Here is a 24434-nt window from a genome sequence, read left to right on the forward strand (position 1 = left end):
CGCATGAACGCAGCGATTTCGTACTTCGACGAAAAGAATCCGGCTGCTAGCCGACTCGAGAGCTTGAATCGCTGGGTCGCCGAGACCGCCGCGCTGACCCGGCCGGATTCGATCCACTGGTGCGACGGCAGCGACGAGGAATACGCCGCGCTGCTGCGATTGATGCAGGAAGACGGCACGCTGCTGCCGCTCAATCCCGATACGCACCCGGGCAGCTGGCTGCACCGCTCCGACCCCAGCGATGTCGCGCGCGTCGAGCACCTCACCTTCGTATGCAGCCGCGACCGCGACGATGCCGGCCCCAACAACCACTGGATGCCGCCGGCCGAGGGCCATCGGCGGATGGACGCCTTGTTCGCCGGCTGCATGCAGGGCCGCACGCTGTATGTCATTCCCTACTGCATGGGTCCGATCGATTCGCCGCTGGCGCGTTGCGGCGTCGAGATCACCGATTCGCCCTACGTGGTCGCCAACATGCGCCTGATGACCCGCATGGGCGCGCCGGCGCTGGCGCGCATCGAACGCGAGGGCGCGCTTGGGAACGGTACGTACGTCAAAGGCCTGCATTCCATCGGCGAACTGGACCCGGATCGCCGCTTCATCATGCATTTCCCCGAAGAGCTGAGCATCAAGAGCTATGGTTCGGGCTATGGCGGCAATGCGCTGCTGGGCAAGAAATGCCACGCCTTGCGCATCGCTTCCTGGCAGGCCCGTCGCGAAGGTTGGTTGGCCGAGCACATGCTCATCGTCGGTATAGAGAATCCGCGCGGCGAGATCCACTACATCGCCGCAGCCTTTCCGTCTGCCTGCGGCAAGACCAACCTGGCCATGCTGATCCCACCGGAAAGCTATCGCCAAGCCGGCTGGAAGGTGTGGACGGTGGGCGACGACATCTGCTGGATGCGTCCGGGCGCGGACGGCCGTCTGTACGCCATCAATCCGGAAGCCGGCTTCTTCGGCGTTGCGCCGGGGACCTCGGAGAAATCCAATCCCAACGCGCTGGCCACCATCGGGCACGACACCATCTTCACCAATGTCGCGACGACTGCCGACGGGCAGCCTTGGTGGGAAGGTCTGGATGCCCGGGTGCCGTCGAAGGATTGGCAAGGCCGCGATTTCGACCCGGCCAACGGCCCGGCCGCGCATCCCAACTCGCGCTTCACGGTTTCGGCCCGCCAGTGCCCAAGCTATTCGGCGCACGCCGAAGATCCGCAGGGCGTGCCGATCTCGGCCATCGTCTTCGGCGGCCGCCGCGCCTCGCTGGTGCCGTTGGTGTTCGAGGCCCGCGACTGGACCCACGGCGTGCTGGTCGGCGCCAGCATGGGTTCGGAGACCACCGCTGCCGCTACCGGCGATGTCGGCGTGATGCGCCGCGACCCCATGGCCATGAAACCGTTCTGCGGCTACAACTTCGCCGACTATTTCGCGCATTGGCTGTCGTTCGATGTACCCGGCGCCCATCTGCCCAAGGTCTTCCATGTCAACTGGTTCCGGAAGGACGGGGACGGGAAGTTCCTGTGGCCCGGCTTCGGCGAGAACCTGCGGGTGCTGGAATGGATGATCGAGCGGGTGGAGGGCCGGGTAGGGGCCGTCGAGTCGCCGATAGGCCTGCAGCCGCACCCGGCGGATATCAACCTGCAAGGGGCCGGAGTTTCCCTTGAACAGCTAACGGAGCTCTTCTCCTTCGATAATTCAGCTTGGAAGGCGGAATTCGAGCAAATCTGCGCCTATCTTGACGAATACGGCAAGAAAACCCCGGCCGCCCTGGTCTCCGAAGCACATAGCGTACTCGGCACTCTGCAGTGACTTCGATGGGTGCCAGTGTTTAGCGCATTTGGCGTACCGTTCAGCTGAAATTGTGACTTCAAGTTTTTGAACAGGGGAAATGGAACTCGCATCACCAATTCATAACAATATAAGTTATTGTTTTTAATTGGTATTATCGCGAAAGAGTGAGTTTTTGTTGCGGTTGTATCCATCGCCGTAAAAATTACGTTATCCTTCGGCCACCAGGCGTAGTCCCATTTGGCGTCTGTTTATTTGGCTTGGGTCCTTGCGACCTGGTCTTCAACTCGACCTTGAGAGAGAGCATCAAATGACCAACCTTAAGAAGCTGCCAGGCGCGATTAAGTTCGCGTTGTTCGCCAGCGCGGCGACGCTGGTTTCCGGCAACGTAGTTGCGCAGGAAACCGAAACCGACGACGCCAAGACCCTTGACCGCGTTGAAGTGACCGGTTCGCGCCTGAAGCGCGCTGAAATCGAAGGTGCCGTGCCCGTTACCGTCATCGATCGCGCAAGCATCGATGCCAGCGGCGACATCTCCGTTGCCGACGTGCTGCGCGACAGCACCTTCGCTTCGTTCGGTAACTTCAAGCCGCAGTCCGGCAGCTCCGCGCAGTCGCTGGCAACGATCGACCTGCGTGGCGTCGGTTCGGGCCGCACTCTGGTCCTGATCGACGGCCACCGCGCCCCGACCAACCCGATGTCCGCTTCCAGCGGCTCCGACTTGAACTCGATCCCGCTGGCAGCTGTCGAGCGCATCGAAATCCTGTCCGACGGCGCATCGGCCGTGTACGGCTCCGACGCGATCGGCGGCGTGGTCAATATCATTCTGCGCAAGGATTTCAACGGCGCCGAACTGCGTTACGGCGTTGGCCAGACCAAGGTGCAAGGCGGCGATCTGGAAGACGCTTCCGTCGTCTTCGGCATCTCCGGCGACCGCGGCCGTTTGATCGGCGGCGTGTCCAAGTCCAGCCGCGGCATGGTGTTTACTCGCGACCAGATCGGTGGCAACGCCCTGGGCGTCAGCACCTACGGCAACAACTACTACGACTGGGATACCGGCGCACCTGCAGCGGTCCCGGGCTTCTCCTGCGATTCGAACGGCTTCTACCTGCTGGGTAACGGCCTGTGCTCGTTCAACTTCAACTCGGTTGCCGCCAACGAAGCATCGGTCGACAACAAGGCGATCTTCGTTCGCGGCGATTACCAGATCAACGACGACTGGACCGTGTACATGACCGCCACCCAGACCAAGGTGGAAACCTTCGGTCGTTATGCGCCGGTCCCGGGTGTGGTCGCTGTCGAAGACGGTACCCCGAACGACGTGGTGCAGGGCGATGGTCTGCCGACGTATTTCTTCCACCGCTTCGCTGCCGCGGGTAACCGCGACAACTTCACCGACACCACCAACAGCGACTTCCTGTTGGGCTTCCAGGGTCAGCTGACCGACAAGATCAGCACCGACTTCGGTATCCGCCGCACCAACTACACCTACAAGGAAACCGGTCGCGGTTACATCATCCAGACGCTGGCCGCTGCGGCTGCCAATGCCGGCGATTACATCTTCGCCGACCCGTTTGGCGCGTCGCAGGAAACCCTGGACGGTTTCACCGCCACCATTGGCCGTGATTCGTTCTGGAAGACCACCGAAATTTTCGGCTCGGTCAACTTCGACCTGTTCGAAATGGGCGGCGGTGTCTCCAATGCTGTGGTCGGTGCCGAATACCGCGAAGACAAGTTCCAGGACATCTATGACTCGCTGTCGCGGGCCGGCGTGGTGTTGGGTTCGTCGGGTGGTTCGTCCGCCGGCAGCCGTGAAGTCTACTCGGCCTATTTCGAGTGGTTGTTCCCGTTCACCAGCACCTTCGACATCACCGTCGCGGGTCGTTACGACAGCTACAGCGACTACGGCAACGACTTCTCGCCGAAGATCGCCGCACGTTGGCAGCCGCTTGACAACCTGACCTTCCGCGCCTCGTACGGCGAAGGCTTCCGCGCTCCGGGTCTGGACATCCTGACCCAGGCGCTGACCTTCTCGGCCGAGCCGGTGAACGATCCGGGTTCCTGCGCCGCGCTGGGCCAGCCGGCAACCTGCCAGCTGCAGGTTGATACGTATTTCGCTGCCAACCCGAACCTGTCGTCGGAACAGTCCAAGCAGTGGAGCCTCGGCGTCGTGTACGACCCGTTCGATTGGCTGGACCTGAGCCTGGATTACTACAACATCGAGGTTGAAGACACGATCGATCAGATCAGTGCGCAGGACGTGATCAACTGCACCAACGATCCGGCGACGTACGGCTCCTGCCCTGCAGGCGTCTCGCTGGTCCGTGGCCCGAATGGCCGTATCACCCGTATCGACACGGGCTACGCCAACAAGGGCCTGTTGGAAACCACCGGTTTTGATTTCCGTGCCAACACCAACTTCGATCTGGGCACCATCGGCAAGTTGGAAAACAGGCTGTCGGTCTCGTACATCAACAAGTACGACGTCCAGGACTCGACCGGCAACATGATCGACCAGCTTGGCCTGGGCGGCGCACCGGATCTGCGCGCCACTCTGGCTAACCGTTGGACCTACGGCGACTTCTCGGTGGACTTCAACACGAACTTCATCGGCAAGCAGGACCGTTCGGCCAACCCGGTTGGCGGCTACGCCACCAACGATCTCCAGTTCAGCTGGAAGTCGCCGTGGAACGCCACCATCTCGATCGGCGCCACCAACGTCGGCGATCGTTATCCGAAGCTGGCTGCGTACGATGGCCGTCCGTGGAACTTCTACCTGTATGACGCGTACGGTCGTACCACGTACTTCCGTTACACGCAGCAGTTCTAAGCGACGCGCATGATGTACTTGAGGGGCCCCGGCAACGGGGCCCTTCTTTTTTTTGCCAGTACCCGCACAATGGGCCGATGCGTAACGAAGAAGCTTTGAAGCGAAGGTCTGCCTGGTCCACGTATTGGGCCAGCGGCGCCCTGCATTCCTGCGCGAACAGCTACCAGGACAATTATCGCGGCGCTATCGAGGATTTCTGGGGTGTGGTGTTCAAGCACATGGGCGCAAGCAGCCGGGTGCTGGATATTGCAACCGGTAACGGCGCGTTGCCCTTGATGCTGTCCCGGCTGCGTGGACGGGAAGCCAAAGACAGCATCGACGCAGTGGATCTTGCAGAAATCGCTCCCGCATGGAATGCGACGGAGCAATGGCCGCAGATCCGGTTCCATTCCGGCATACGGATGGAGCGGCTGCCCTTCGAGAACCAGTCGTTCGATCTGGTTGTCAGTCAGTACGGAATCGAATACGGAAAATGGCCCGATGCCCTTAGCGAAGGCCTCAGAGTCTGCCGCAGCGAGGGCGTTCTGGCGTTGGTCCTGCACCATTCCGACTCGGTGCTGGTAAGCGTGGGACGGAGCGAACTGCGAAACCACGAATTGCTGACAAGCCCTCGCGGCTTGATCGAGTCGGCACGCCGGGTAATACCCTGGGTGTCTACCATGCGAGCGGGTATTTTTAGCTATGAGGACGCGGCGGAGGCACAGAGCCGTAAAGCAGCGTACAACTTGGCGATGAGCGTGATCAGCGAAGAGATCGTCTCGACTCCTGTGCCAGATCTCCTATTGGAGGCGCGGCAATCGATCCACCAGCTAGTCTCGGAAGCGGCCGTTGCCGATGCCGACGCCAGCCAGATTCTCTTACGACTGGAACAGTATTCCGACTCGCTCGCGGCTGCGGCTTTGCGTACCGCCGAGATGGTCTCGCACGCGCTTTGCCAAGCCGATATGGAGGCGATGAAGCGGTATCTGATCGAAGCCAGACCCGACTGGAAGGTGACAAGCCGAGTGATCCTTCAAGCAGAAGGTCTGCTGGGATGGGGCATGGTAGCGGCGGTTGACGGCAACCCCATCCACGCATGGTCTGCATCGGCTGATCCGCTGGCGCCCGGTCAGTTGGTTGGCGACGATTCCATGAGCTGATGTGAGAATACATCCTGCAGATTCTCGTAATTGCGCCATCGTCCTACAGAACGGGTATGCACCGGCTGCTTTACCTGCCAGCGACTAGGAGACTGCACGCCTTCGTTGTTGAGGTGGAAACGAAAGCATGCGCTGTCCCAAGGTAGTCCGATGAAATCGATCAGCTTGCGAGCCTCGCTTTCGAAGGAAGTGGCAAGCTGTTCGTAATGCAGTTCATGGATTGCAATTGGCAAGACGTCTTGCCAGTGACGCATGATCCTCCGTTGCGTTTCCACGTAATGGAGAATCCAGGTGAGATCGGTGGCATACCTTTCGTCAAGTGCGAAGTTCTCGCCGTAGATGGAGATTGCGATATCGCGTGGGTCCCTGCGGCACCATATCACCCGCGCCTGCGGGAACATCCTGGCTATCAGATCGAGATCCCAGAAATTAAGCGGCGCCTTATCGGCCAGGCGTGTCGCTACGGCAGGAGCATGCCTAGTGGCGGCCGAGATATATTTTCTGATCGCTCCGGCTATTTGAGTAGGCGTGTAATCGTGGACGCCCCGGTTACCCTGCCGCACTGCCTCAAGCGCGAGTTCGCGCGATATCAGGGCGATGTCAGGAAGCTCGCCACAACCGAACGCCGAGGGATGGGCGGCGATTATCTGTTCGGTAAGAGTCGTTCCGCTGCGTGGCATGCCGACTATGAAGACGAAGCGAAGTTCGTCTGAAGGTTCATCCGCGAAGGGACGGGAAAAGCTTTCCACGGTATAGGTTTCTATGATGCGGTTGGCCTTGCGATCCAGGCGCGCCGGATCGAAGGATCCGGTCATGCGTATGCGTGCCGAATTGGCATCGTTCCAGCGCGCCATCGCTTCGGCGTACTCGCCCCGGGTATCGAGGACCTTGCCAAGCTCATAGCCGAGCAGAGATCGATCATGATCGGTGATGCTGCTCGAGGCGAGCAGGAATTTGGCGCGTTCGACCACGCTTTCGGGTGCGTGGTCCCGATGCAGACCAAGTAGTCCGGCCATAGGAAAGGGCCAGTCGGGGCGCAGCTGCAGGGCTTTGCTGAAAGCCTCTGCTGCTGCGATCCGGTTGCCATTGTCGTCATGGGCTTGAGCGAGCGCCATCCACAGATCCGGAGAATCCGGTGTATATCGTATGCCGTCGCTGTAAGTGGATATGGCCTGGTCCAATGAACCTAGACGGCTGAGCGTTTCACCTTTCTTCAAGATGGTCTCGATATCGTCCGGTTGAAGTTGATGCAGTTGTTCCCATAAAGGCAGCGCATCAGCTGGATAACCGATGCGGAATTCCAGGCTAGCGAGCGCGCGCAATATTTTCGCATCTTCGAGGGCAAGCGAATGAGCGCGGCGCAGCGCTGGGAGCGCTTCGTGGTCGCGTCCTAGCCGCAGTAGAGCGATTCCCTTGAAGTACCATCCGTTTGCGAAATCCGGCCAACCCAGAACCGTTTCTTCGAATTCACGAAGACTCTGCGCATAACGGCCTGCATGAGCCAGCAGGCACCCAAGCTGGAATCGATACTCGAGAGATTTGGGAGCAAGCGCAGCGGCCTGCGCCATGCAATCCAGAGCGAGTTTGTGTTGACCGGTTTGCGAGGCCAGCAACGCTATCTTGCGACGCAGATCGGCATCCGTGGGGAATTCCTGCAGCAACTTTTTCGACAGGCTTTCAGCCTGCGCGAACTCCCGTTGTTGCAACAGAGTTGCAATTTCCTCTAGGGGGATTCTGACCATGGAGTTCGAGGTGGTGGCGCCAGGACGATTGCCGATGGTAACGGGCTTGGACTCCCGTTGATCAATGCGCTCGTCAGGAGCGTAGCTACATGCCACTCAGCTTGCTGCCGGCGGCAGTACTCGCAAGCAGACAAAGGCTGGATTCTAGAGATCCTGCTCGTACCGTACGTAGGGTACCGTACCTTCGTCGCCACTTTCATCGCTGGGCGAGAAGGGATTCTTGCCGCGGGTGATGACGTTTTCCGCACCTACGGTCAGCTGGCCGCTCCAGGGGGTGCGCCAGGTCAGGCCCAGGCCCAGGCCTTCCCATTTGCCCGGCTGGCCGGGGACATCGACCACGCGGCCGACGATATTGGCGCTGAAGGCGCCGTAGCCGCCGCCGACGCTGAGGCTCTTGGTGTTCCAGCGGTCGGCGATGGCCGGTACATCGGCGATCGGCACCAGGCGTGCCCGGGCTACCGCGCCGCCGATCCGCACATAACCTTCGCGGCCGATGTTCTTCTGGCCGAATATGGCCAGATCGTTCTCTTCGACGCGTGCGCCGGCGTTGGAGGACAGCCAGGCGGGAAGGGTGTCGCGGCCGCTGCCGACGGACAACCCCAGCTTGCCCCCGGGACGGGCCAGCGAAGCGCCGGCGCTGATGCGCTGGCTGCCGCCGTCGTTGCCGTCGGTAAGCTCGGCGACGGCGCAATTGCTGATCAGGCTGCCGATGCTGCTGGCGCTCTGGCGGTTGCAGACCAAGCCAAGGGAGTCACCGGCCTCCAGGCCGAAGGCCGCTCCCAGCGTGTTGCTGCCCAAGCGCCAGCTGGCGCCGGCCGAGGCTTCGCCGGTGGGCTCCAGCAGGAGCACGGCCTCGACCTTGCCGCTGGTGTTGTTCCAGACCGGAAGCACCGCAGGGTCGCGCTTTGAGGCCTGCGGCTTCTTGGCTTGCGCGTGCGCGCCGGTCGCCACGCCAAAGGCGAGCAACAGGGCGAACGGCAGGTGCAGAAGACGCGGTTTCATAGCTTGTCTAAGACTCCCAACTCCGCGGTGGAGTTCCCCTCCCAAGGGCATTGGATGCTATTCGATTTATGTTTCTTTAACAAGTCCCCGGGGCCTCCGGAGGGCTACTGAAGCCATTCGGGAGCCCGTATTCCGACCGGCGGCAGGTCGAAAAGTTCATCGATCTCCCGCGCACTGAAAATATAGCGCTGACCACAGAACTCGCAACGCACTTCGGCCTGGTCGTCGGCCAGGGCGGCATGGGCCTCTTCTGCTCCCAGGGACTGCAGCATGGCCGCCACCCGTTGCTGCGAGCACGAGCAGGCGAAGCGCAGGGGGCGTTCGGCCAGGACCGCCAGCTCCTCCTCGTGGAACAGGCGGTGCAGAAGCTCCTCCACGGGGACGGCCAGCAACTCGCCGGACTGAAGGGTCTCGAACAATGCCCCTGCTCGGTTCCAGCCGTCGCTGTCGCCTTCATCGCCCGGCAGCTTCTGCAGCATCAGTCCGGCCGCCGTCTTGCCGTCGGCGGCCAGCAGCAGGCGGGTCGGCAGCTGCTCGGATAGATGGAAGTAGTTTTCGAAGGCTTCGGAAAGACCGGCGGCCTGCAGGGAAACCAGACTCTGGTAGCGCTGCGGTTCGCGCGGGTCCAGACCGGGATTTTCGATGGTGATGGCCAGCAGCGCCTCCTCGCCGAGTTCGCGCAGATCGTGCGGCGGGTCCTGGCCTTCGGCCACCTTGGCGATACCGCGCAAGGTTCCTTGCGCGGTGCATTCGGCGAACAGCGTGCGCAGCGCGCCTGGGCTGCGCAGCTGCAGGGACAGACGGCCGTTGACCTTGGCGTGGCCGGTGAACAGCGCAGCGGCCGCGCAGGATTGTCCGAGCAGCTCGCGCGCCGCTTCGGGATAGTCGGCGTGGGACAGGATGTCCCGCCAGGCACCCTCCAGGCGCACGCACACCCCGCGGACTCCGGCCTTGGGCAGCAGGAAGCGGGTCTGGCGGTCGTAGGTATCGCTCACAGTTCTCCCAGGTCGGCATTTTCGCCGTAGAAGGCCATCATGCCTTCTATGGTGTGGGCAACCATCTCGCGTTCCAACGGGGTGAGCATGGGATGCCAGACATCGAAAATAAGGACCACGCGCAGTTGCTTGCTGTGGTTCCAGGCCTCATGGCGGATGGTGTCGTCGAAGATCACCAGTTTTCCGGGCTTCCAGACATGGGTTTCCTCGCCGACCCGCAGTCCGCAATCGCCAGGGATGATCAGCGGCAGGTGCACGGTAAGGCGGGCATTGGTGGCGCCATTATGGGGCGGGATGGTCGTTCCGGGTTTCAGGGCGGAGAAGAAGATCACCGGCGCCCGTTTGGGCACGGTTATCTGCGGCGCCAGCGCCACGGCCGCTTCCGTCCGGGGGCAGCGATCGGCATGGGCATCGATGCGCTCGCCGTTTTTCCAGAGGAAGTACGCGCCCCAGTCGGGTTTCCTGTCCAACGCCGCGAACTGCCCCATCGGTTCGCCCGCGGCGGTTTGAATGTAGGGCTCGAACCCCGCGTCGGTCGCCAGCAAGCCGTTGAGTTCTTCCAGTATCGAAGGGAAGGCGGCCTCCACCCGTGGCGCCCAGTCGAAATCCTCGCGGTGGAAAAAGGGAATCGCCGGCAGTCGTGGCACCGGCAGCATCAAGGGGCGGGCGGTGACGAAGCTCCTGCGTCCGCTGATGATGTCCAGCGAATGATTGAACCGCTCCAGTTCACGATGCGTGCGGCCCTCGCGCAATCCGTGCAGGCGCTGGCTCAGGAACTCGGCCAGTTGTTCCCGGCTTTCGGCCACTGCGGCCTTCGCCTGCTGCACCAGCTGCTGCAGTTGTGGAGAGTTCTTCGCGGCCTCGGGCATGTATTGCAGCCCGTTGTCCCAAGCGGTCGCCGCTTCGCGTATACGTCCGGCGCTTTCCAGCAGACGGGCTTTTTCGAAGTGCGCGCCCCAGGCGGTGGGTTCTGCATGGATGGCCGAGGTAATGGCCTCCAGCGCCCGTGCCGTGTCGCCTCGCTGTAAATGCAGTCGCGAAAGATTGGCGTGCGCAATGGCAAGGCCGGGGTCTGATTCGATCGCGCGATTCAGGTAGAGGGCGGCCTCGGAAGCATTCCCCTGCGCCAGCGCGTAAGCGCCCAGGTAGTTCAGCGATGGCGCGTGCCCCGGATCCAGCCTGAGCACCCGCTGCCAGAGAGACACCGCGTTGGCGTTCTGTCCGCGCCGTGTCCATTCCGCAGCTTCAGCCATCAGGCCTGCAATGGAATTTTCTGTAGAAGTCATTGCAGTAACTACCGTATGCACGCCAGGCGGCCTAAAGGTTAACATTCGGGCTCATCGTATGCCCTTCCGGGGAATCCCATAAACACCGCACAGGCCGATCGAAAATCCCGATCCCGTCGCTGGCTGCGCTGGCTGCTGGCTTTGCCGTTGCTGTTCGCCGCGGCCAGCATGCTGCAGGTGGCCGTGCTGCGCTTCGTCGATCCGCCTTTCTCCGCATTCATGATGGCCCGCCAGTTCGAGGCGTGGGGCGCGGGCGATGCGGGCTTTCGCGTGGCCTACGATTGGCGCGATATCGAGCGGATCTCGCCCAACCTGCCGGTCGCCATGGTGGCCGCGGAGGACCAGAATTTCGCCACCCACCGCGGTTTCGATTTCAAGGCGATAGAGAAAGCCCGCGCCAACAACGCCAAAGGCCGCAAGGTGCGTGGCGCGAGCACGGTCAGCCAGCAGGTCGCCAAGAACCTGTTTCTGTGGCAGGGCCGCAGCTGGGTGCGCAAGGGCGTGGAAGCCTGGTACACGCTGCTGATCGAACTGATGTGGCCGAAGACGCGCATCCTGGAGGTCTACGCCAACATCGCCGAGTTCGGCGACGGCATCTATGGCGCGCAGGCCGCGTCGCGCAGTTATTGGCGCAAGGATGCCAGCCGCCTGTCTCCGGCCGAAAGCGCCCGGCTGGCCGCGGTGCTGCCTGCGCCGAGACGCTACAGTGTCGCCCGTCCCGGGCCCTTCGTGCAGCGGCGCGCCAATTGGATCCAGCGGCAGGCGCGGCAGATCGGCGGGCCGGGCTACTTGCAGTCATTGGATTGAACATGCCCCACGATCAGGACCGCCTTACCGTAGTGGTAGCCGCGCGCAACGAGGCCGAGGCGCTGCCCGTGCTGCACCCGCGCATCGCCGCGGCGCTGCTGCAGCTGGATGGCGTGGACGGCCGGGTGCTGTATGTGGACGACGGCAGCACCGATGCCACCTGGGAAGCGATGCGGCGCCTGGCACGGCACGATCCGTGCGTCTCCCTGCTGCGCCTGTCGCGCAATTTCGGCAAGGAACTGGCGCTGACCGCGGCTCTGGACCAGGTGGAAACCGGCGCGGTGCTCATTCTCGACGCCGACGGACAGGACCCGCCCGAGCTGATTCCGCAATTCGTTTCGAAGTGGCGCGAAGGGTACGACGATGTGCACGGCACGCGCATCCAGCGCGAGGGCGAGGGCTGGCTGAAGCGCGCTACCGCGGCCGGTTTCTACCGGGTGATCGGACGCCTGTCCAAGACCCCCATTCCGGCCGATACCGGCGATTTCCGCCTGCTGTCGCCGCGCGCGCTGGCCGCCTTGCGGCAGCTGCGCGAACGGCACCGCTTCATGAAGGGGCTGTTCGGTTGGGTAGGCTTCAACCAGACGGCCATTCCTTATCGCCGCGAGGCGCGTCTTGCCGGGCGCAGCAATTTCGGTCTCTGGAAATTGTGGAACTTCGCGCTGGAAGGCATCACCAGCTTTTCCACCGCGCCGTTGCGCGTGGCCACTTATTTCGGTCTGCTGACCGCGGCCTTCTCTTTCGTATTCGCGGTCTGGATCATGGTCAAGGCCGCCTTGTACGGCGACCCCGTGGCGGGTTGGCCGACGATGATGGTGGTGATCCTGTTCCTGGGCGGCATCCAGCTGATTGCGCTGGGATTGATAGGCGAATACCTGGGCCGGCTGTACGACGAGGCCAAGCAGCGGCCCCTGTATCTGGTGGATATCTGGCAACCGGGCGCAGGAGGAGTATTCTCATCGCAGCAACCCGACACCAAAGGAGAGCTCGATGCACACGCTACGCCAACTGTTGGGAAACAAGACTCCTGAGGTCTTCGCAGTCGCCCCGGGCGACGCGGTGATAGACGCCATCCGCCTGATGGCCGAAAAAAGCGTGGGCGCAGTGCTGGTGATGGACGGCGCAAGCCTGGCCGGCATCGTTTCCGAGCGCGACTACGCACGCAAAGTGGTGCTGCACGGCCGCTCGTCGGCCGACACCTCGGTCCGCGACATCATGACCGCGGACGTGATCACGGTCGGGCCCAACCACACGGTCGAGCATTGCATGCAGCTGGTGACCGACCACCGCATCCGCCATCTGCCGGTGGTGGAGGACGGCGAGGTGATCGGCGTGATCTCGATCGGCGATCTGGTCAAGGCGGTGATCGAGGATCAGAAGGTTCAATTGGATCAGCTGCAGCGGTATATCGCCAGTTAGGGGCCATGTCGGACTTCCGTGGTTTGCTAATCGTTCTCAAAGAGACTCGACGACTGCTTGCTCTTCCTGACAACGACTTTTCATGGTCGTCTTGGGAGAATCAGACTGCCGCTCTCCGGGAAATGGACGCTCATATCCAGCAGGTGGGGCGCGGATTGCTTCCCAGTCTTTCCTTTTTGTATGCGCCTACCAGCCCCATTCAAGAAGTCAGCTTGAATAGCGGCTGAGTCCAGGAGTTTTTTGTTCTCGCGAAGCGATTTGACGCGTAGGGCGGGCACTGCCCGCCGCTCTTCCCGGCGATACGGTGAGGCGGGCAGTGCCCGCCCTACAGGCGGCTGGCTATTTGGCGTACTTACCGCCGCAACTGCTGTCTTTCCCCGGCCCCAACTCTAACGTCGCCAGCAAAGCGGCAGGCGGGGCGATGCTGCCCAGCGTCACCGCCACCGCGCCGCGCAATCCCAGGCGTTTGAAATCCGGGTGGAACGACGGATCCTTGAACGTGCCGCCGACCACCGGCGGCGAGCGCAGCGCCAGGATGCTGCGGTCCTTGGGTCGCGGTCGCAACTCCAGGTCCAACGTTTCGTTCTTCAAATTGATATTGCCCTGGCCCACGATGATGGTGTCTTCGGTGTCGAAGGCCAGTGCCCGCGATTGCATCAGTCCGTCCTTCACCGCGAAATCGCCGAATGCGCAGCGGATGGGCACCTTGCGGTCCTTGGTGAGCAGAAACTTGAGCGCTTCGGCGATATCGATGCCGGCCAGTTCCATCAGCAGGTTGCTGATCTGTCCGCAGCCCATGCCCAGCGCGATGTCGCCGTCGGCGCTTCCAAGCATCGCGGCGATGGAATTGCCGGTGCCGGCGATGGCGATATCGCCGCCTATCAGGCCCACCGCATCCTGGGTCAACTTCACATCGGGAAAGAGCCTGGACAAGTTCAAGCGCCGCGCAGACACCTGCGCGCGGGTGCGTATCGGCGATTCGCGCGCGTCCATGCGGATGGTGGAGCGGATGTCGCCGCCGGCAACGCCGAAATTGAGAGGCGCCAGTTCCAGGATGCCGTCGTTGAGCTTGAGGTGCGCGTCCATGTCGTCCAGCGGCAGGCTGGGCGCGTTGATGCGATGGGCCTTCAGGCGCACGTCCGCATCCATCGAGCGCAGCTTGCCCAGATCGTACGGCTTGTCGGGCAGCACGCGGGTGTCGGCGGCGAGCTGCAGCGCCTGCGCCTTCAACTCTGGATTGGTGGTTTCATTACCGCCGACCTGCGGCGGAGCGCCCAGGAAGCCGGCCAGATCGTCCAAGTCCAGCCGTTTGGAGACCAGGTTTGCTTCCAGCAACGGGCGCTTGCGGCCCAGGGTGACGTTGGCGGTACCGCTCAGGTCGCTGTCGCCTACCACGCCGGTGAAATCCTGGTAGCGCCAGAGGTCGGCCTTGCGTATCAGGCGGCCATCCAGCTTGTAGGGAGGAGTGGAGGGAGTAGCGATGCCGATCAGCGGATACAGATCTTCCATGTCGCGCCCGGCAAGGGTGAATTGCAGATTGAAGTAGCGAAGCTCGAATGGATTGAGCAGATTGCCGCGAGCGTGCGCCCGGGTCGGCCCGGCGTTCGCGTGCAGATCGATGCGATAAGGCTCTTCGCTGTTGCTCAGTTCAAGCGGCGATTCGGCGCGACCGGAAACATCGAACGCGTTGCCGATCCAGCGGCCCCTGCCCTTGATCTCGATGGGTGGCGCTGTATTCCTACCTTGTGCTTGTAAGCTGTTGACGGCGATATCGATGTCGGTTTTCTTTGGGGTATCGAAGAATTGCAGGCGGCCGTCTTCGATCCAGATGCGGCGGAACTGTACCGGGTTGCCATCGGAATCTCCGCCGAACACCCAGTTGCCGACGCCTTGCGGGCCTGTCTCCAGGCGGAGCTTGGGGGCGGCAAGGCGTATCTCCGGAATTCGTGCTTCGCGTTCGAACAATAGCGGCCAGATTTCGAAGCCGACCTCCACGCGATCCGCGCTGGCCATGATCGGCTCCTTCGACCATTCCGCGTTGGCGAAGCTGATGCGGTCGGCCATCAGCCTGGTCACCCTGCCCAGGTCCACGTCCAGGTCGCCGTCGATACGCAGTTGCCGCCCGGTGCTGGCTTGCACCGCCATTTCCAGAGGGCGCTTGAACCAGTTCCAGTCGAACAACACGATCAACAACACCAGTGCGGCAAGCAGCACACCCAGTACGATCTGCGCGCGACGCGACGGACTGCGCTTGAAGAACGGACGCTTGAAGAACGGAGTTCGCTCGCGGACGGCGTTATCCATGTTTCCAATATAGGAAACGCTTGTTCAGATTCCGCGAAAACATGCGGAAATCGTTCATGCTGCGGCAGGCTAAAGTCGGGGCAGCAAGACCTGTGCGGTGACCGCCACGAAATGGCAGACACTGCCGGCGATAACGAACATGTGCCAGATCGCATGCGAAAAGCGGATCGATTCGCGGTGGTAGAAATAGGTGCCAAGCGTGTAGAAAACGCCGCCGGCAAGCAGCCAGCCCAAGGTCCAGCCGTCCAGCGCACTGAGCATCGGTTTGATCGCCACTACGACCAGCCAGCCCATGGCGATGTAGATCGCGGTAGACAACAGCTTGAATCGGCCGGTGTAGAAAAGCTTGAACACCACGCCGGACACCGCCAGCGTCCAGATGGCGATGAACAGACCCCAACCCCAGGGACCGCGTAAGCCGATGAGCGTGAACGGCGTATAGGTGCCGGCGATCAGCAGATAGATCGCGCAATGATCGAATACCTTCAATCGCGCCTTGGCGATCGGGTGCTGGATGGAGTGGTACAGGGTGGAAGCTATGTAGAGCAGCAACAAGGTCGCGCCGAATACGATGGACGCGCCCAGTTGCCATGCGTCGCCGTACAGCGACGCCATCGTGATCAACACCGATCCGCCCGCCAATGCAGCGACCGCGCCCAGGCCATGGGTCAGGGCGCTGACGAGTTCGTCGCGCAGATCGATCTTTTCCTCGAACGGTGGCTTGCTCATGCGGTGCAAATTACCGCAACGCAGCAATCCTTGCATCCGTACGCCGTTCACGTTTCCAGAATGGCGCAATGGCGCTGCGGGTGCGCAGTATGCGTCGGAGCAGCAGCAGGCTGACGATGCCGCAGGTCAACACGGTGAGTACCGAGGCCTCGGCGCCGAAACCGCCGCCATCCAGCCAGTCCGGCCCCTGCAACTGCGAATCGAACAAGCCGTCGACCCTGATGCCCGAGACCGGGATTCCCAATACCGCGCCCTGTACGAAGTTCCAGCCCGCGTGCAGGCCGATGCACCACCAGAGGGACCGGGTGACGTGATACAGCAGACCGAACAACAGGCCGGCTTCGATCGAGATGGCCACCGAGCTCCATACGGTCGCACCGGGGTTGAACGCATGCATGAAACCGAAGAAAAGCGCCGATACCGCCAATGCGATCCATGTCCCCAGCCCTTCTTCGGTGAGTCGGAACAGAATGCCGCGGCTGACGATTTCCTCGGTGATGCCGGGCGTTACTGCAGTGAGCAGGAACAAGATCCATAGCGGCGCATCGCCGTAACCGGTGATGCGGTAGACGCCGGCCACCCATAGTTGCGCGGTCAGCAGAGCGAACAAGACCAACGCGCCGAGCACGCCCCACAGCAACTGCGGCGATTTTCGCCACGACAGTTCATCCACCTTGCGGTGCTCGATAAGACGCGCCGACATCCAGTAGGCCAGCACGCAGGGCAGCACAGCGAGCACGGTGGAAGCCAGATTGGCGTCCATGGTCTTGAGGCTGTTGGAAGGAATATGCAACGCGCTGCCTATGGCGCCAGCCAGCATCGAGAACGCAAGCAACAGCACCGCGAAATGGACCATGCGCGCCAGCGGCGTGCGCCACAGCCAGCCCGCGAACCGTTTGAACTTCCCCGGTTCCGCCGCCGCCGGCATGTTCAATCCAGGCCCACGCTGTGCGCATGTTCGCGCGTGGCCATGAACTGCATATCCGGCGCGCGTTCCTGCGCCAGTTGCAGGTTGACGCGCGTGGGCGCCAGGTAGACCAGTTCGCCTGCCGCATCCAGGGCCAGGTTCATCGCGTTCTTGTCGCGGAATTCCTCGAGTTTCTTCGCGTCGCTGCAGCGCACCCAGCGGGCGGTCACCACGCCGATCGGCTCGAAGCTCGCGTCCACGCTGTATTCGTCCTTCAACCGGTAGGCCACCACATCGAACTGCAGCGTGCCCACCGCGCCCAGGATCAGGTCGTTGCTCATCAGCGGACGGAAGAACTGGGTGGCGCCTTCCTCGCTCAATTGCGCCAGGCCCTTCTGCAACTGCTTCAGTTTCAACGGGTCGCGCAAGCGCGCGCGTCGGAACAGTTCCGGAGCGAAGTTGGGGATGCCGGTGAAGCTGATCGCCTCGCCTTCGGTGAAAGTGTCGCCGATGGAAATGGTGCCATGGTTGTGGATGCCGATCACATCGCCCGGCCACGCCTCCACCGCGATTTCGCGGTCGCTGGCCATGAACGTCAACGCGTTGGCCAGTTTCATTTCCTTGCCGGTGCGCACGTGGAAGCTCTTCATGCCGGCGGTGAAGCGGCCTGAGCACACGCGCATGAAGGCCACGCGGTCGCGATGCATCGGGTCCATGTTGGCCTGGATCTTGAACACGAAGCCGCTGAGTTTGGTTTCGTCCGGCTTCACTTCGCGCGTGGTCGTTGCGTGCGCTTGCGGCGCGGGCGCGTGGTCGACGAAGAAGTCGAGGAGCGGTTGCACGCCGAAGTTGTTGACCGCCGAGCCGAAGAACACCGGGGTCTGCTTGCCGGCCCGGTAGGCGTCCAGATCGAAGGCATGCGATGCGCCCTGGACCAGCTCCAACTCGTCGCGAAGTTCGGCCAGCAGGTTTTCGCCCAGCCGTGCGGCCAGTTGCGGGTCGTCCAGCGAGGCGAAGATGGTCGAATCCTGGCGGGTGAAATTGCGGCCCTGCTCGTACAGATGCACTTCGCCGCTGACCAGATGCACCACGCCCTTGAGGCGCGAGCCCATGCCGATCGGCCAGGTCACCGGCGCGCACTGGATGCCGAGCACGCTTTCCACTTCGTCCAACAGTTCGATCGGGTCGCGGCCTTCGCGGTCCAGCTTGTTGATGAAGGTCATGATGGGCGTGTCGCGCAGGCGGCAGACTTCCATCAGCTTGATGGTGCGTTCCTCCACGCCTTTGGCCACGTCGATCACCATCAGCGCCGAGTCCACTGCGGTGAGCACGCGGTAGGTGTCCTCGCCGAAGTCGGCGTGTCCGGGCGTATCCAGCAGGTTGACCATGCGGCCTTCGTACGGGAACTGCATCACCGAGGAGGTGACCGAGATACCGCGTTCCTTCTCCAGTGCCATCCAGTCCGAGGTCGCATGGCGCGCGGCTTTGCGGCCCTTGACCGATCCGGCCATCTGGATGGCGCCGCCGAACAGCAGCAGCTTTTCCGTCAGCGTGGTCTTGCCCGCGTCGGGATGGGAAATGATGGCGAAGGTGCGGCGGCGCGCGGCTTCGGTGGCTACATTTGACATGAGGGAAGCGGACATGGCGACGGCGCCCGCGCGGGCGCGTAAAGGATTAGGAAGGCGCGAATTATAGCCTTTGCGCGCCGGGAGGCCGCTTTTCCGCAGGCCGGCTTCAGCGGCGGCTGGGGAATTTCAGCTCGCCCAGCGGCCCGAACATGCGGAAGGGGATCGATTCCAGGCGCATGCCGCGGTTGACCTGCAGCACGAAGTGCAGATGCGGCGCGGTGCTGAAGCCGGTGTTGCCGGACAGGCCGATGCGCTGGCCCAGGCGCACGCGCTGGCCGGTGCGTACCTGCACGCCTTCGGGCTGCAGATGCGCGTAGACGGCCATGCTGCCGTCTTCGTGCAGGATGCGGATGAAGTTGGCGCGGCCGCCGTATTTCTCGCGGTTCAGGCCGGCTTTTTCGAAATCGGACTCGACCTGCATCACCACCCCTTCGCGCACCGCGACAATCGGCGTGCCCTCGGCCAACGCGAAATCGATGGCATAGCGGTTTTGCGGATCGTTGTGGCTGAAGCTGCCTCCCGGGCCCTGGTCCACGCGCACGCGGGCGTAATCGAAGGGCAGGCGGTAGTCGTAATCGACGGGCTTCGCAGCCGGGTTGCCGGGAAGACCGTCGAGCAGGAGTTCGAAATCGCCTCCGCGGATCGGATCGGTGATGGTGAGCATGGCGACCATCACGCTGCTTCGCGCCGGTACGGTGGCTTCGGCGGGCAAGGCGGGGCTGCCGACGACATTGTGGTCGCGCTTGAAGCGCAACATCACTTGCACGGGGCCGTGCAGCAGGTTGTCGGCCCAGGCTTCGTAACGGCCGTGCTTGTTTTCCAGACGCAGCCGCACCAGCGCGCCGGGCGGATTGCGGAAGCGGGTCACATTGACGTCGCTGGCCGGAAGTTCGCCGGCATCCGGCGGCTGGTCGCCGTATTGGGTCACACCGTTGCGGTCCTTCCAACGGTACAGGCGCGCGGCGCCGGCGTCGGTTGCGCCCAGCAACATCAGCGCCAGCCCGAAACACCAGGCCGCAGGTACGCAGGCGGCTTTCATCGCATGCAACGGTCCGACAATTGCAGTGCGTGCGCGACATCGCGCAGGTCGAACGCGGCCACCGCTTTGTCGTCGTGCAGCGCGAACAGCGCGCCTGCCGGGAAGCGGGGCGTACCGGCGGCATAAAGCACCTGGCCGTCGGTATTGGCGACCACCCGGCCCGAGAACGTCTTCAGAGGCTGCAGGCTGGTGCGGTCGAAGACGCGGAAGACAGTGGGCCGCACCTGGTCCACGGCGATCCAGTAGCCTTCTCCGGAATCGCAGGCCCATAGCGCCACGCCTTCGGCATCGGCATCGAACAGCGGCAGGCTGTGGGCGCGGTACAGGCCTTCCAGGGTGTACTCGCGCAAGGTCGAACCGACCCGCCGATCCTCATCTGCGATCAGCAGGCGGTCGTTGACCGAATCGCCGGCGATCGATTCCACCATGCGCAAGGCACCAGCCTCGCTGGTGTCGCCGAACGCACCCAGGTACTTCGATTGCAGCTTGCCCTGGCCGTCCACCTGCACCTCGAAGCGCTTCACGCGCTGGTCCAGTTCGCCCATGGGCGGCAACTTGCCGGTCTTGAAATCGGCCATGAAACTGTCGGTGACGAACAGCTCCAGATCGTCTGGCCCATTCTCGCGCACCCACAGGCCATAGGGAACGCGCAGCACGTCCTGGCCGACGATGCCCAGCGGCGCGAAATCGGGCAGCCCGAACACCTGCACGCGGTGGTTGTCGCGCTCGGCCACGAACAGCAGGTCGCCGTAGACCGCAATGCCGTTGGGACGGTTGAACTGGGAAACGCTTTCTCCGGGTCCGCCGATGCTGCGCAGGCGCTGGCCGGTTTCGGCGTCGTAGACCACCAATCGATGGCTGGACTTGGCGGTCGCGATCAGCCAGAGGTGACCATCCTCGGTAGGCCAGACCGCCAGCGAATCGAGTTCGTCCTCCGGACTTTCCGTGGAAACCCAAGCTTCGGAGATCACCGCATCCACCGTGGTCGTGGGCTTTGGAACCTGGGGCGCGGAGGTATGAGGGCGCGGCGCGGTGGCACAGGCCGCCAGGAGCGCCAAGCAGGCGCCCAGAAGAAGTCGGGAAGGTCTCATTTGATAATTATGCGTGAAGGGGCGGCGGGCTTGCGACCCAAATTGTGACTTTATCCATCGCTTTATCCGAATAAAGCGATTGACATCCCGAAAAACGGCTGGCAAGCTGGCGCCACCATCGAGACCGGCAGAGGGACAGGCCCTTTGAAGCCGGGGCAGCCAGGCGACGCGCAAGCGGCGCCCAGGTGCCAAATCCTGCGGAGACCTCTGCGTCTACCGGAAGATGGTTCGACCCTGCCTCGCGCAGGGCGAACGCCGAGCTCCGCGAAGCTCGATGGTTGTAGTCCACGTTCCTCCACTGGATACCGCCATGAGCTTCGTCAACGCCGCCCTGCATGCCGTTCCTTCCCCGCATTCGTTGCCGGCCTATGAGCCGTCGACCGAAACCGTGCGCGAGCTGCGCGGCGAAATAAGCCTGCGCCTCGATCTGCGGCATGCGGGCGTCCGCCAGGTCACCCTGCGCTACGAATTGCTCGGCGAAGCCGGCTTGCCGGTGGTGTTCGTGGCCGGTGGAATTTCGGCGCATCGCCACGTGGTGGCCAGCGAAATTTTTCCCGAGAACGGCTGGGCCAATGCGCTGGCGCAAGCCGGCCGCGCCCTGGACCCTGCACGCCGCCGGCTGCTGGCCATCGACTATGTGGGCGCCGACGGCAAGCTGGACGTGCCGCTGGAAACCGCCGACCAGGCCGATGCCATCGTGCAGCTGCTGGATGCGTTGAAGATCGAGCGGCTGCACGCCTTCGTTGGTTATTCCTATGGCGCACTGGTCGGCTTGCAGCTTGCCGCACGCCATCCTGCGCGCCTGCGCAAGCTGATTGCGGTGAGCGGCGCCCATCGCGCGCACCCCTATGCCTCGGCTTGGCGCGCGCTGCAGCGCAAGGCCGTGGCGTTGGGCCAACTGCAATGCGCCGACGCGCAAGGGCTTTCGCTGGCGCGCCAGTTCGCGATGCTGAGCTACCGCACGCCGGAGGAATTCGACGAACGTTTCGACGCGGCTCCGGAAATCATCAATGGCCGCGTGCGCTGCGCCGCCGAGGATTATCTGGACGCCGCCGGCGCGCAATACGTGGCGCGCACGCCGGTCACCGCCTATCTGCGCCTGTCCGAATCCATCGATCTGCATCGCCTGGATCCGACCCAGGTCGGCGTGCCGACCGTGGTGGTCGCCGTGGAAGGCGACCGCCTGGTGCCGTTGGCCGATTCGGTGGCGCTGGTCGAAGGCCTCGGTACGCACGGCCAGCTGCGCGTGCTGCGCTCGCCCTACGGCCACGACGCCTTCCTGAAAGAAACCGACCGCATCGACAGCATCCTGGTAGCCGCCCTGCGCGATGCCGACCGCAACGAAACCGGAGAAACCGCATGAGCCGCCATACCGACAGCAACGACACTCCCTGTAGCTCGGCGACTTCAGCCGTCCGCGCCGGCATAGACAAGGACACCGCTTATGGAGCGGTCACTCCGCCCATCGTGCTGTCGTCCAACTTCAGCTTCGACGGCTTCGGCAACAAGCGCCAATACGACTACACGCGCAGCGGCAACCCGACCCGCGATCTGTTGGGCGAAGCGCTGGCCGAACTTGAAGGCGGCGCCGGCGCGGTGGTCACCGCCACCGGCATGGCCGCCATCACCCTGGTGCTGAATGCCCTGCTGGAACCGGGCGACCGCCTGGTGGTGCCGCACGATGCCTACGGCGGCAGTTGGCGCCTGTTCAATGCACTGGCCAGGAAAGGCCATTTCGAACTGATCACCGCCGACCTGACCGATCCGCGCTCGTTCGCCGATGCGCTGGCGCAGTCGCCCAAGCTGGTGCTGATCGAAACGCCCTCCAACCCGCTGCTGCGCATCACCGACCTGCGCTTCGTCATCGACGCGGCCAAGAAAGCCGGTGCGATCACCGCGGTCGACAACACCTTCCTGTCGCCGGCATTGCAGAAGCCCATCGAGTTCGGTGCCGATGTGGTGCTGCATTCCACCACCAAGTACATCAACGGCCACAGCGACGTGGTGGGCGGCGCGGTGGTCGCGCGCGAAGCGGAAACGCACGAAAAGCTGGTCTGGTGGGCCAACGCGCTGGGTCTGACCGGTTCGCCGTTCGACAGCTTCCTGACCCTGCGCGGGTTGCGCACGCTGGATGCGCGGCTGCGCGTGCATCAGGAAAACGCCACAGCCATCGCTACGTTGCTGGATGAGCACCCGGTGGTTTCCAAGGTGTATTTCCCGGGTCTGGCCTCGCATCCCGGCCATGCCGTCGCCGCACGACAGCAGAAAGGTTTTGGCGCGATGCTGAGCGTGGAGCTGCATGGTGGCGTACATGGTCGTCAGGAGCAGGCCGTGCGCGCGTTCGTCGACGGATTGCAGTACTTCACCCTGGCCGAATCGCTGGGCGGCGTGGAAAGCCTGATCGCGCACCCGGCCACGATGACCCACGCGGCGATGACCGCCGAAGCGCGGGCCAAGGCCGGTATTTCCGATGGCCTGTTGCGTCTGTCGGTGGGCATCGAGGCCACCGAAGACCTGATCGCGGATCTGTCGCTGGCCTTGCTGCGCGCCGAACGCGCCATCGCCAGCCAGCCCGAAGACGAACGCATCCTCGTCGACGCATGAGCAGCGTCGTGCGTCTGGCCACGGCGCAACGCTCGTCGCCTGCGCCGAAACTGGCCCTGCTGGGCACCGGCGTGGTCGGTACCGCATTCGTGGCCCGTTACCAGCGGCTGCAGCAAGCCGGCCATGCCTTGCCGGAGCTCGCCTGGCTGGCCAACTCGCGCACGCTGCAGTATTGCGGCGATTTGCCCATGCGGGCACTGGAAGAAGCCAGAGCCTCCACGCTGGAAGCCGGCGCATTGCCGCCCTGGGCGGAAACCGAGGCACTGCGTCGCGGCGACGTGCTGGTCGATGCGACGGCGAGCGAGAGCGTGGCCGACTGGCATGCGGATTGGCTGGCGCGCGGCGTGCACGTGGTCACCGCCAACAAGCTGGGGCGCGGCGGTGCGCTTTCGCGTGCGGGCGCCATCGCACAGGCAAGACAGGAAAGCGACGCGTGCTACGGCGACAGCGCCACCGTCGGCGCGGGACTGCCGCTGCTGCGCAGCCTGCGCGAACTGGTGGCCGGCGGCGACCGCATCCATCGGGTCGAAGGCGTGCTGTCAGGCTCGCTCGCCTGGTTGTTCAATCACTACGACGGCATGCGTCCCTTTTCTGGCTTCGTGCGCCAGGCCCGCCAGCTCGGCTACACCGAACCGGATCCGCGCCTGGATCTTTCGGGCGAAGACGTGCGCCGCAAACTGCTGATCCTGGCGCGCGCGGCGGGATTGCCGCTGCATGCCGAAGCGGTGGAAGTGGAATCGCTGGTGCCGCAACGGCTCGCGGCGCTTCCGTTGCAGGAAATCGACGAGGGGCTGGAACTGCTGGACGTGCCGCTGGCGGCCCGTTTCAAGGACGCCTACCGCAACGGCGCCAAGCTGCGTTTTCTGGGCCGTTTCGACGAGAGCGGCGCGCACGTCGGCCTGCAGGCGCTGCCGGCCGACCACCCGCTCTGCGGCGGAGGCGGCGCCGACAACCGCGTCGCCATTTTCAGCGACCGCTACAGCGAGCAGCCGCTGGTGATCCAGGGGCCGGGCGCGGGCGCGGAAGTGACGGCGGCGGCGCTGCTGGACGATGTGCTGAGCGTCGGCGCTTAAGTTTCCGGTACCGACGTCAGCTCCGCGGACACGCTTCCGCTAGAATGCCGGTGC

At 63.4% G+C, this 24434-nt stretch carries 19 protein-coding genes and 1 riboswitch; of the genes, 9 read left to right on the forward strand and 10 right to left on the reverse strand.

The features are described 5' to 3' along the window. Window positions 1–3 precede the first annotated feature (3 nt). The 3 genes from CSC73_RS01045 to CSC73_RS01055 all read left to right on the forward strand — a co-directional run bounded on the left by CSC73_RS01045 (window position 4) and on the right by CSC73_RS01055 (window position 5754). Window positions 4–1806: a phosphoenolpyruvate carboxykinase (GTP) gene (locus CSC73_RS01045; RefSeq protein ID WP_163838606.1), complete on the forward strand. Its 1803-nt coding sequence runs from the start codon at window positions 4–6 to the stop codon at window positions 1804–1806. A 289-nt stretch (window positions 1807–2095) separates the two neighbouring features. After that, window positions 2096–4615 (forward strand): TonB-dependent receptor plug domain-containing protein, encoded by a 2520-nt coding sequence (locus CSC73_RS01050; protein ID WP_163838607.1) that lies wholly within the window; start codon window positions 2096–2098, stop codon window positions 4613–4615. A gap of 77 nt (window positions 4616–4692) precedes the next feature. Further along, window positions 4693–5754 carry a class I SAM-dependent methyltransferase gene (locus tag CSC73_RS01055; RefSeq protein ID WP_163838608.1) on the forward strand — a complete coding sequence of 354 codons (1062 nt, stop codon included), beginning with the start codon at window positions 4693–4695 and terminating at the stop codon, window positions 5752–5754. On the opposite strand, the gene CSC73_RS01060 is transcribed toward CSC73_RS01055, so the two are convergent. The 4 genes from CSC73_RS01060 to CSC73_RS01075 all read right to left on the reverse strand — a co-directional run bounded on the left by CSC73_RS01060 (window position 5724) and on the right by CSC73_RS01075 (window position 10746). Beyond that, window positions 5724–7592, reverse strand: coding sequence for a tetratricopeptide repeat-containing sulfotransferase family protein (locus CSC73_RS01060; RefSeq protein ID WP_211840781.1), 1869 nt, complete (start codon window positions 7590–7592; stop codon window positions 5724–5726). The two genes, CSC73_RS01055 and CSC73_RS01060, sit on opposite strands and share 31 nt — an antisense overlap. 48 nt (window positions 7593–7640) lie before the next feature. Beyond that, window positions 7641–8462 carry an XOO1806 family protein gene (locus tag CSC73_RS01065; protein ID WP_211840789.1) on the reverse strand — a complete coding sequence of 274 codons (822 nt, stop codon included), beginning with the start codon at window positions 8460–8462 and terminating at the stop codon, window positions 7641–7643. Between the two features lie 140 nt (window positions 8463–8602). Further along, window positions 8603–9493, reverse strand: a complete 891-nt coding sequence (hslO, locus tag CSC73_RS01070) for an Hsp33 family molecular chaperone HslO (RefSeq protein ID WP_163838611.1) — start codon at window positions 9491–9493, stop codon at window positions 8603–8605. After that, window positions 9490–10746 carry an aspartyl/asparaginyl beta-hydroxylase domain-containing protein gene (locus CSC73_RS01075; protein ID WP_163838612.1) on the reverse strand — a complete coding sequence of 419 codons (1257 nt, stop codon included), beginning with the start codon at window positions 10744–10746 and terminating at the stop codon, window positions 9490–9492. Before CSC73_RS01075 ends, hslO begins: the two co-directional genes overlap by 4 nt. A 201-nt stretch (window positions 10747–10947) precedes the next feature. On the opposite strand from CSC73_RS01075, the gene mtgA reads away from it, so the two are divergent. The 3 genes from mtgA to CSC73_RS01090 are packed head-to-tail and all read left to right on the forward strand — an operon-like array spanning window position 10948 to window position 13005. After that, window positions 10948–11586, forward strand: coding sequence for a monofunctional biosynthetic peptidoglycan transglycosylase (gene mtgA / locus CSC73_RS01080; protein WP_246197269.1), 639 nt, complete (start codon window positions 10948–10950; stop codon window positions 11584–11586). A 2-nt stretch (window positions 11587–11588) separates the two neighbouring features. Then, window positions 11589–12617, forward strand: coding sequence for a glycosyltransferase family 2 protein (locus CSC73_RS01085; RefSeq protein WP_163838613.1), 1029 nt, complete (start codon window positions 11589–11591; stop codon window positions 12615–12617). Beyond that, window positions 12577–13005: a CBS domain-containing protein gene (locus CSC73_RS01090; protein ID WP_163838614.1), complete on the forward strand. Its 429-nt coding sequence runs from the start codon at window positions 12577–12579 to the stop codon at window positions 13003–13005. Before CSC73_RS01085 ends, CSC73_RS01090 begins: the two co-directional genes overlap by 41 nt. A 339-nt stretch (window positions 13006–13344) precedes the next feature. Here CSC73_RS01090 and CSC73_RS01095 read toward each other — a convergent pair whose 3' ends face one another. The 6 genes from CSC73_RS01095 to CSC73_RS01120 all read right to left on the reverse strand — a co-directional run bounded on the left by CSC73_RS01095 (window position 13345) and on the right by CSC73_RS01120 (window position 20583). Further along, window positions 13345–15309, reverse strand: coding sequence for an AsmA family protein (locus CSC73_RS01095; RefSeq protein WP_163838615.1), 1965 nt, complete (start codon window positions 15307–15309; stop codon window positions 13345–13347). A gap of 69 nt (window positions 15310–15378) precedes the next feature. Beyond that, window positions 15379–16038: a PAQR family membrane homeostasis protein TrhA gene (trhA, locus tag CSC73_RS01100; protein WP_163838616.1), complete on the reverse strand. Its 660-nt coding sequence runs from the start codon at window positions 16036–16038 to the stop codon at window positions 15379–15381. Window positions 16039–16048: 10 nt separating this feature from the next. After that, entirely contained in the window at window positions 16049–16966 is a 918-nt protein-coding gene (locus tag CSC73_RS01105; protein WP_163838617.1) for a CPBP family intramembrane glutamic endopeptidase, read from the reverse strand. A 2-nt stretch (window positions 16967–16968) separates the two neighbouring features. After that, a complete protein-coding gene (locus CSC73_RS01110; RefSeq protein ID WP_163838618.1) occupies window positions 16969–18573 on the reverse strand; it encodes a peptide chain release factor 3 in 1605 nt (534 codons plus the stop codon). A gap of 106 nt (window positions 18574–18679) precedes the next feature. After that, on the reverse strand, window positions 18680–19612 hold the full coding sequence (locus CSC73_RS01115; protein WP_163838619.1) for a peptidoglycan DD-metalloendopeptidase family protein: 933 nt from the start codon (window positions 19610–19612) through the stop codon (window positions 18680–18682). Further along, window positions 19609–20583 (reverse strand): NHL repeat-containing protein, encoded by a 975-nt coding sequence (locus tag CSC73_RS01120; RefSeq protein WP_246197256.1) that lies wholly within the window; start codon window positions 20581–20583, stop codon window positions 19609–19611. Before CSC73_RS01120 ends, CSC73_RS01115 begins: the two co-directional genes overlap by 4 nt. 232 nt (window positions 20584–20815) lie before the next feature. Continuing rightward, window positions 20816–20933: riboswitch (SAM riboswitch) on the forward strand. An 80-nt stretch (window positions 20934–21013) separates the two neighbouring features. Between CSC73_RS01120 and metX the strand changes: the two genes are divergently transcribed. Genes metX through CSC73_RS01135 form a run of 3 tightly spaced genes read left to right on the forward strand, consistent with a single transcriptional unit; the run spans window position 21014 to window position 24380 of the window. Next, complete coding sequence (gene metX / locus CSC73_RS01125; protein WP_163838621.1) at window positions 21014–22066, forward strand: homoserine O-succinyltransferase MetX; 1053 nt, start codon at window positions 21014–21016, stop codon at window positions 22064–22066. Beyond that, complete coding sequence (locus CSC73_RS01130) at window positions 22063–23307, forward strand: O-succinylhomoserine (thiol)-lyase (protein ID WP_163838622.1); 1245 nt, start codon at window positions 22063–22065, stop codon at window positions 23305–23307. Before metX ends, CSC73_RS01130 begins: the two co-directional genes overlap by 4 nt. After that, complete coding sequence (locus CSC73_RS01135) at window positions 23304–24380, forward strand: homoserine dehydrogenase (RefSeq protein ID WP_163838623.1); 1077 nt, start codon at window positions 23304–23306, stop codon at window positions 24378–24380. Before CSC73_RS01130 ends, CSC73_RS01135 begins: the two co-directional genes overlap by 4 nt. Window positions 24381–24434: the final 54 nt, after the last annotated feature.

It is taken from the genome of Pseudoxanthomonas sacheonensis, from assembly GCF_010093305.1.
Lineage (GTDB): Bacteria > Pseudomonadota > Gammaproteobacteria > Xanthomonadales > Xanthomonadaceae > Pseudoxanthomonas_A > Pseudoxanthomonas_A sacheonensis.

Bases quoted from the DNA above. Each gene is read 5' to 3' on its own strand.
- CSC73_RS01130 (WP_163838622.1), top strand. From the start codon at position 22,063: ATGAGCCGCCATACCGACAGCAACGACACTCCCTGTAGCTCGGCGACT.
- CSC73_RS01045 (WP_163838606.1), top strand. From the start codon at position 4: ATGAACGCAGCGATTTCGTACTTCGACGAAAAGAATCCGGCTGCTAGC.
- metX (WP_163838621.1), top strand. From the start codon at position 21,014: ATGAGCTTCGTCAACGCCGCCCTGCATGCCGTTCCTTCCCCGCATTCG.
- CSC73_RS01095 (WP_163838615.1), bottom strand. From the start codon at position 15,309: ATGGATAACGCCGTCCGCGAGCGAACTCCGTTCTTCAAGCGTCCGTTC.
- CSC73_RS01105 (WP_163838617.1), bottom strand. From the start codon at position 16,966: ATGCCGGCGGCGGCGGAACCGGGGAAGTTCAAACGGTTCGCGGGCTGG.
- CSC73_RS01090 (WP_163838614.1), top strand. From the start codon at position 12,577: ATGCACACGCTACGCCAACTGTTGGGAAACAAGACTCCTGAGGTCTTC.
- CSC73_RS01110 (WP_163838618.1), bottom strand. From the start codon at position 18,573: ATGTCAAATGTAGCCACCGAAGCCGCGCGCCGCCGCACCTTCGCCATC.
- CSC73_RS01075 (WP_163838612.1), bottom strand. From the start codon at position 10,746: ATGGCTGAAGCTGCGGAATGGACACGGCGCGGACAGAACGCCAACGCG.
- CSC73_RS01085 (WP_163838613.1), top strand. From the start codon at position 11,589: ATGCCCCACGATCAGGACCGCCTTACCGTAGTGGTAGCCGCGCGCAAC.
- CSC73_RS01055 (WP_163838608.1), top strand. From the start codon at position 4,693: ATGCGTAACGAAGAAGCTTTGAAGCGAAGGTCTGCCTGGTCCACGTAT.
- mtgA (WP_246197269.1), top strand. From the start codon at position 10,948: ATGCTGCAGGTGGCCGTGCTGCGCTTCGTCGATCCGCCTTTCTCCGCA.
- trhA (WP_163838616.1), bottom strand. From the start codon at position 16,038: ATGAGCAAGCCACCGTTCGAGGAAAAGATCGATCTGCGCGACGAACTC.
- CSC73_RS01135 (WP_163838623.1), top strand. From the start codon at position 23,304: ATGAGCAGCGTCGTGCGTCTGGCCACGGCGCAACGCTCGTCGCCTGCG.
- CSC73_RS01050 (WP_163838607.1), top strand. From the start codon at position 2,096: ATGACCAACCTTAAGAAGCTGCCAGGCGCGATTAAGTTCGCGTTGTTC.
- CSC73_RS01115 (WP_163838619.1), bottom strand. From the start codon at position 19,612: ATGAAAGCCGCCTGCGTACCTGCGGCCTGGTGTTTCGGGCTGGCGCTG.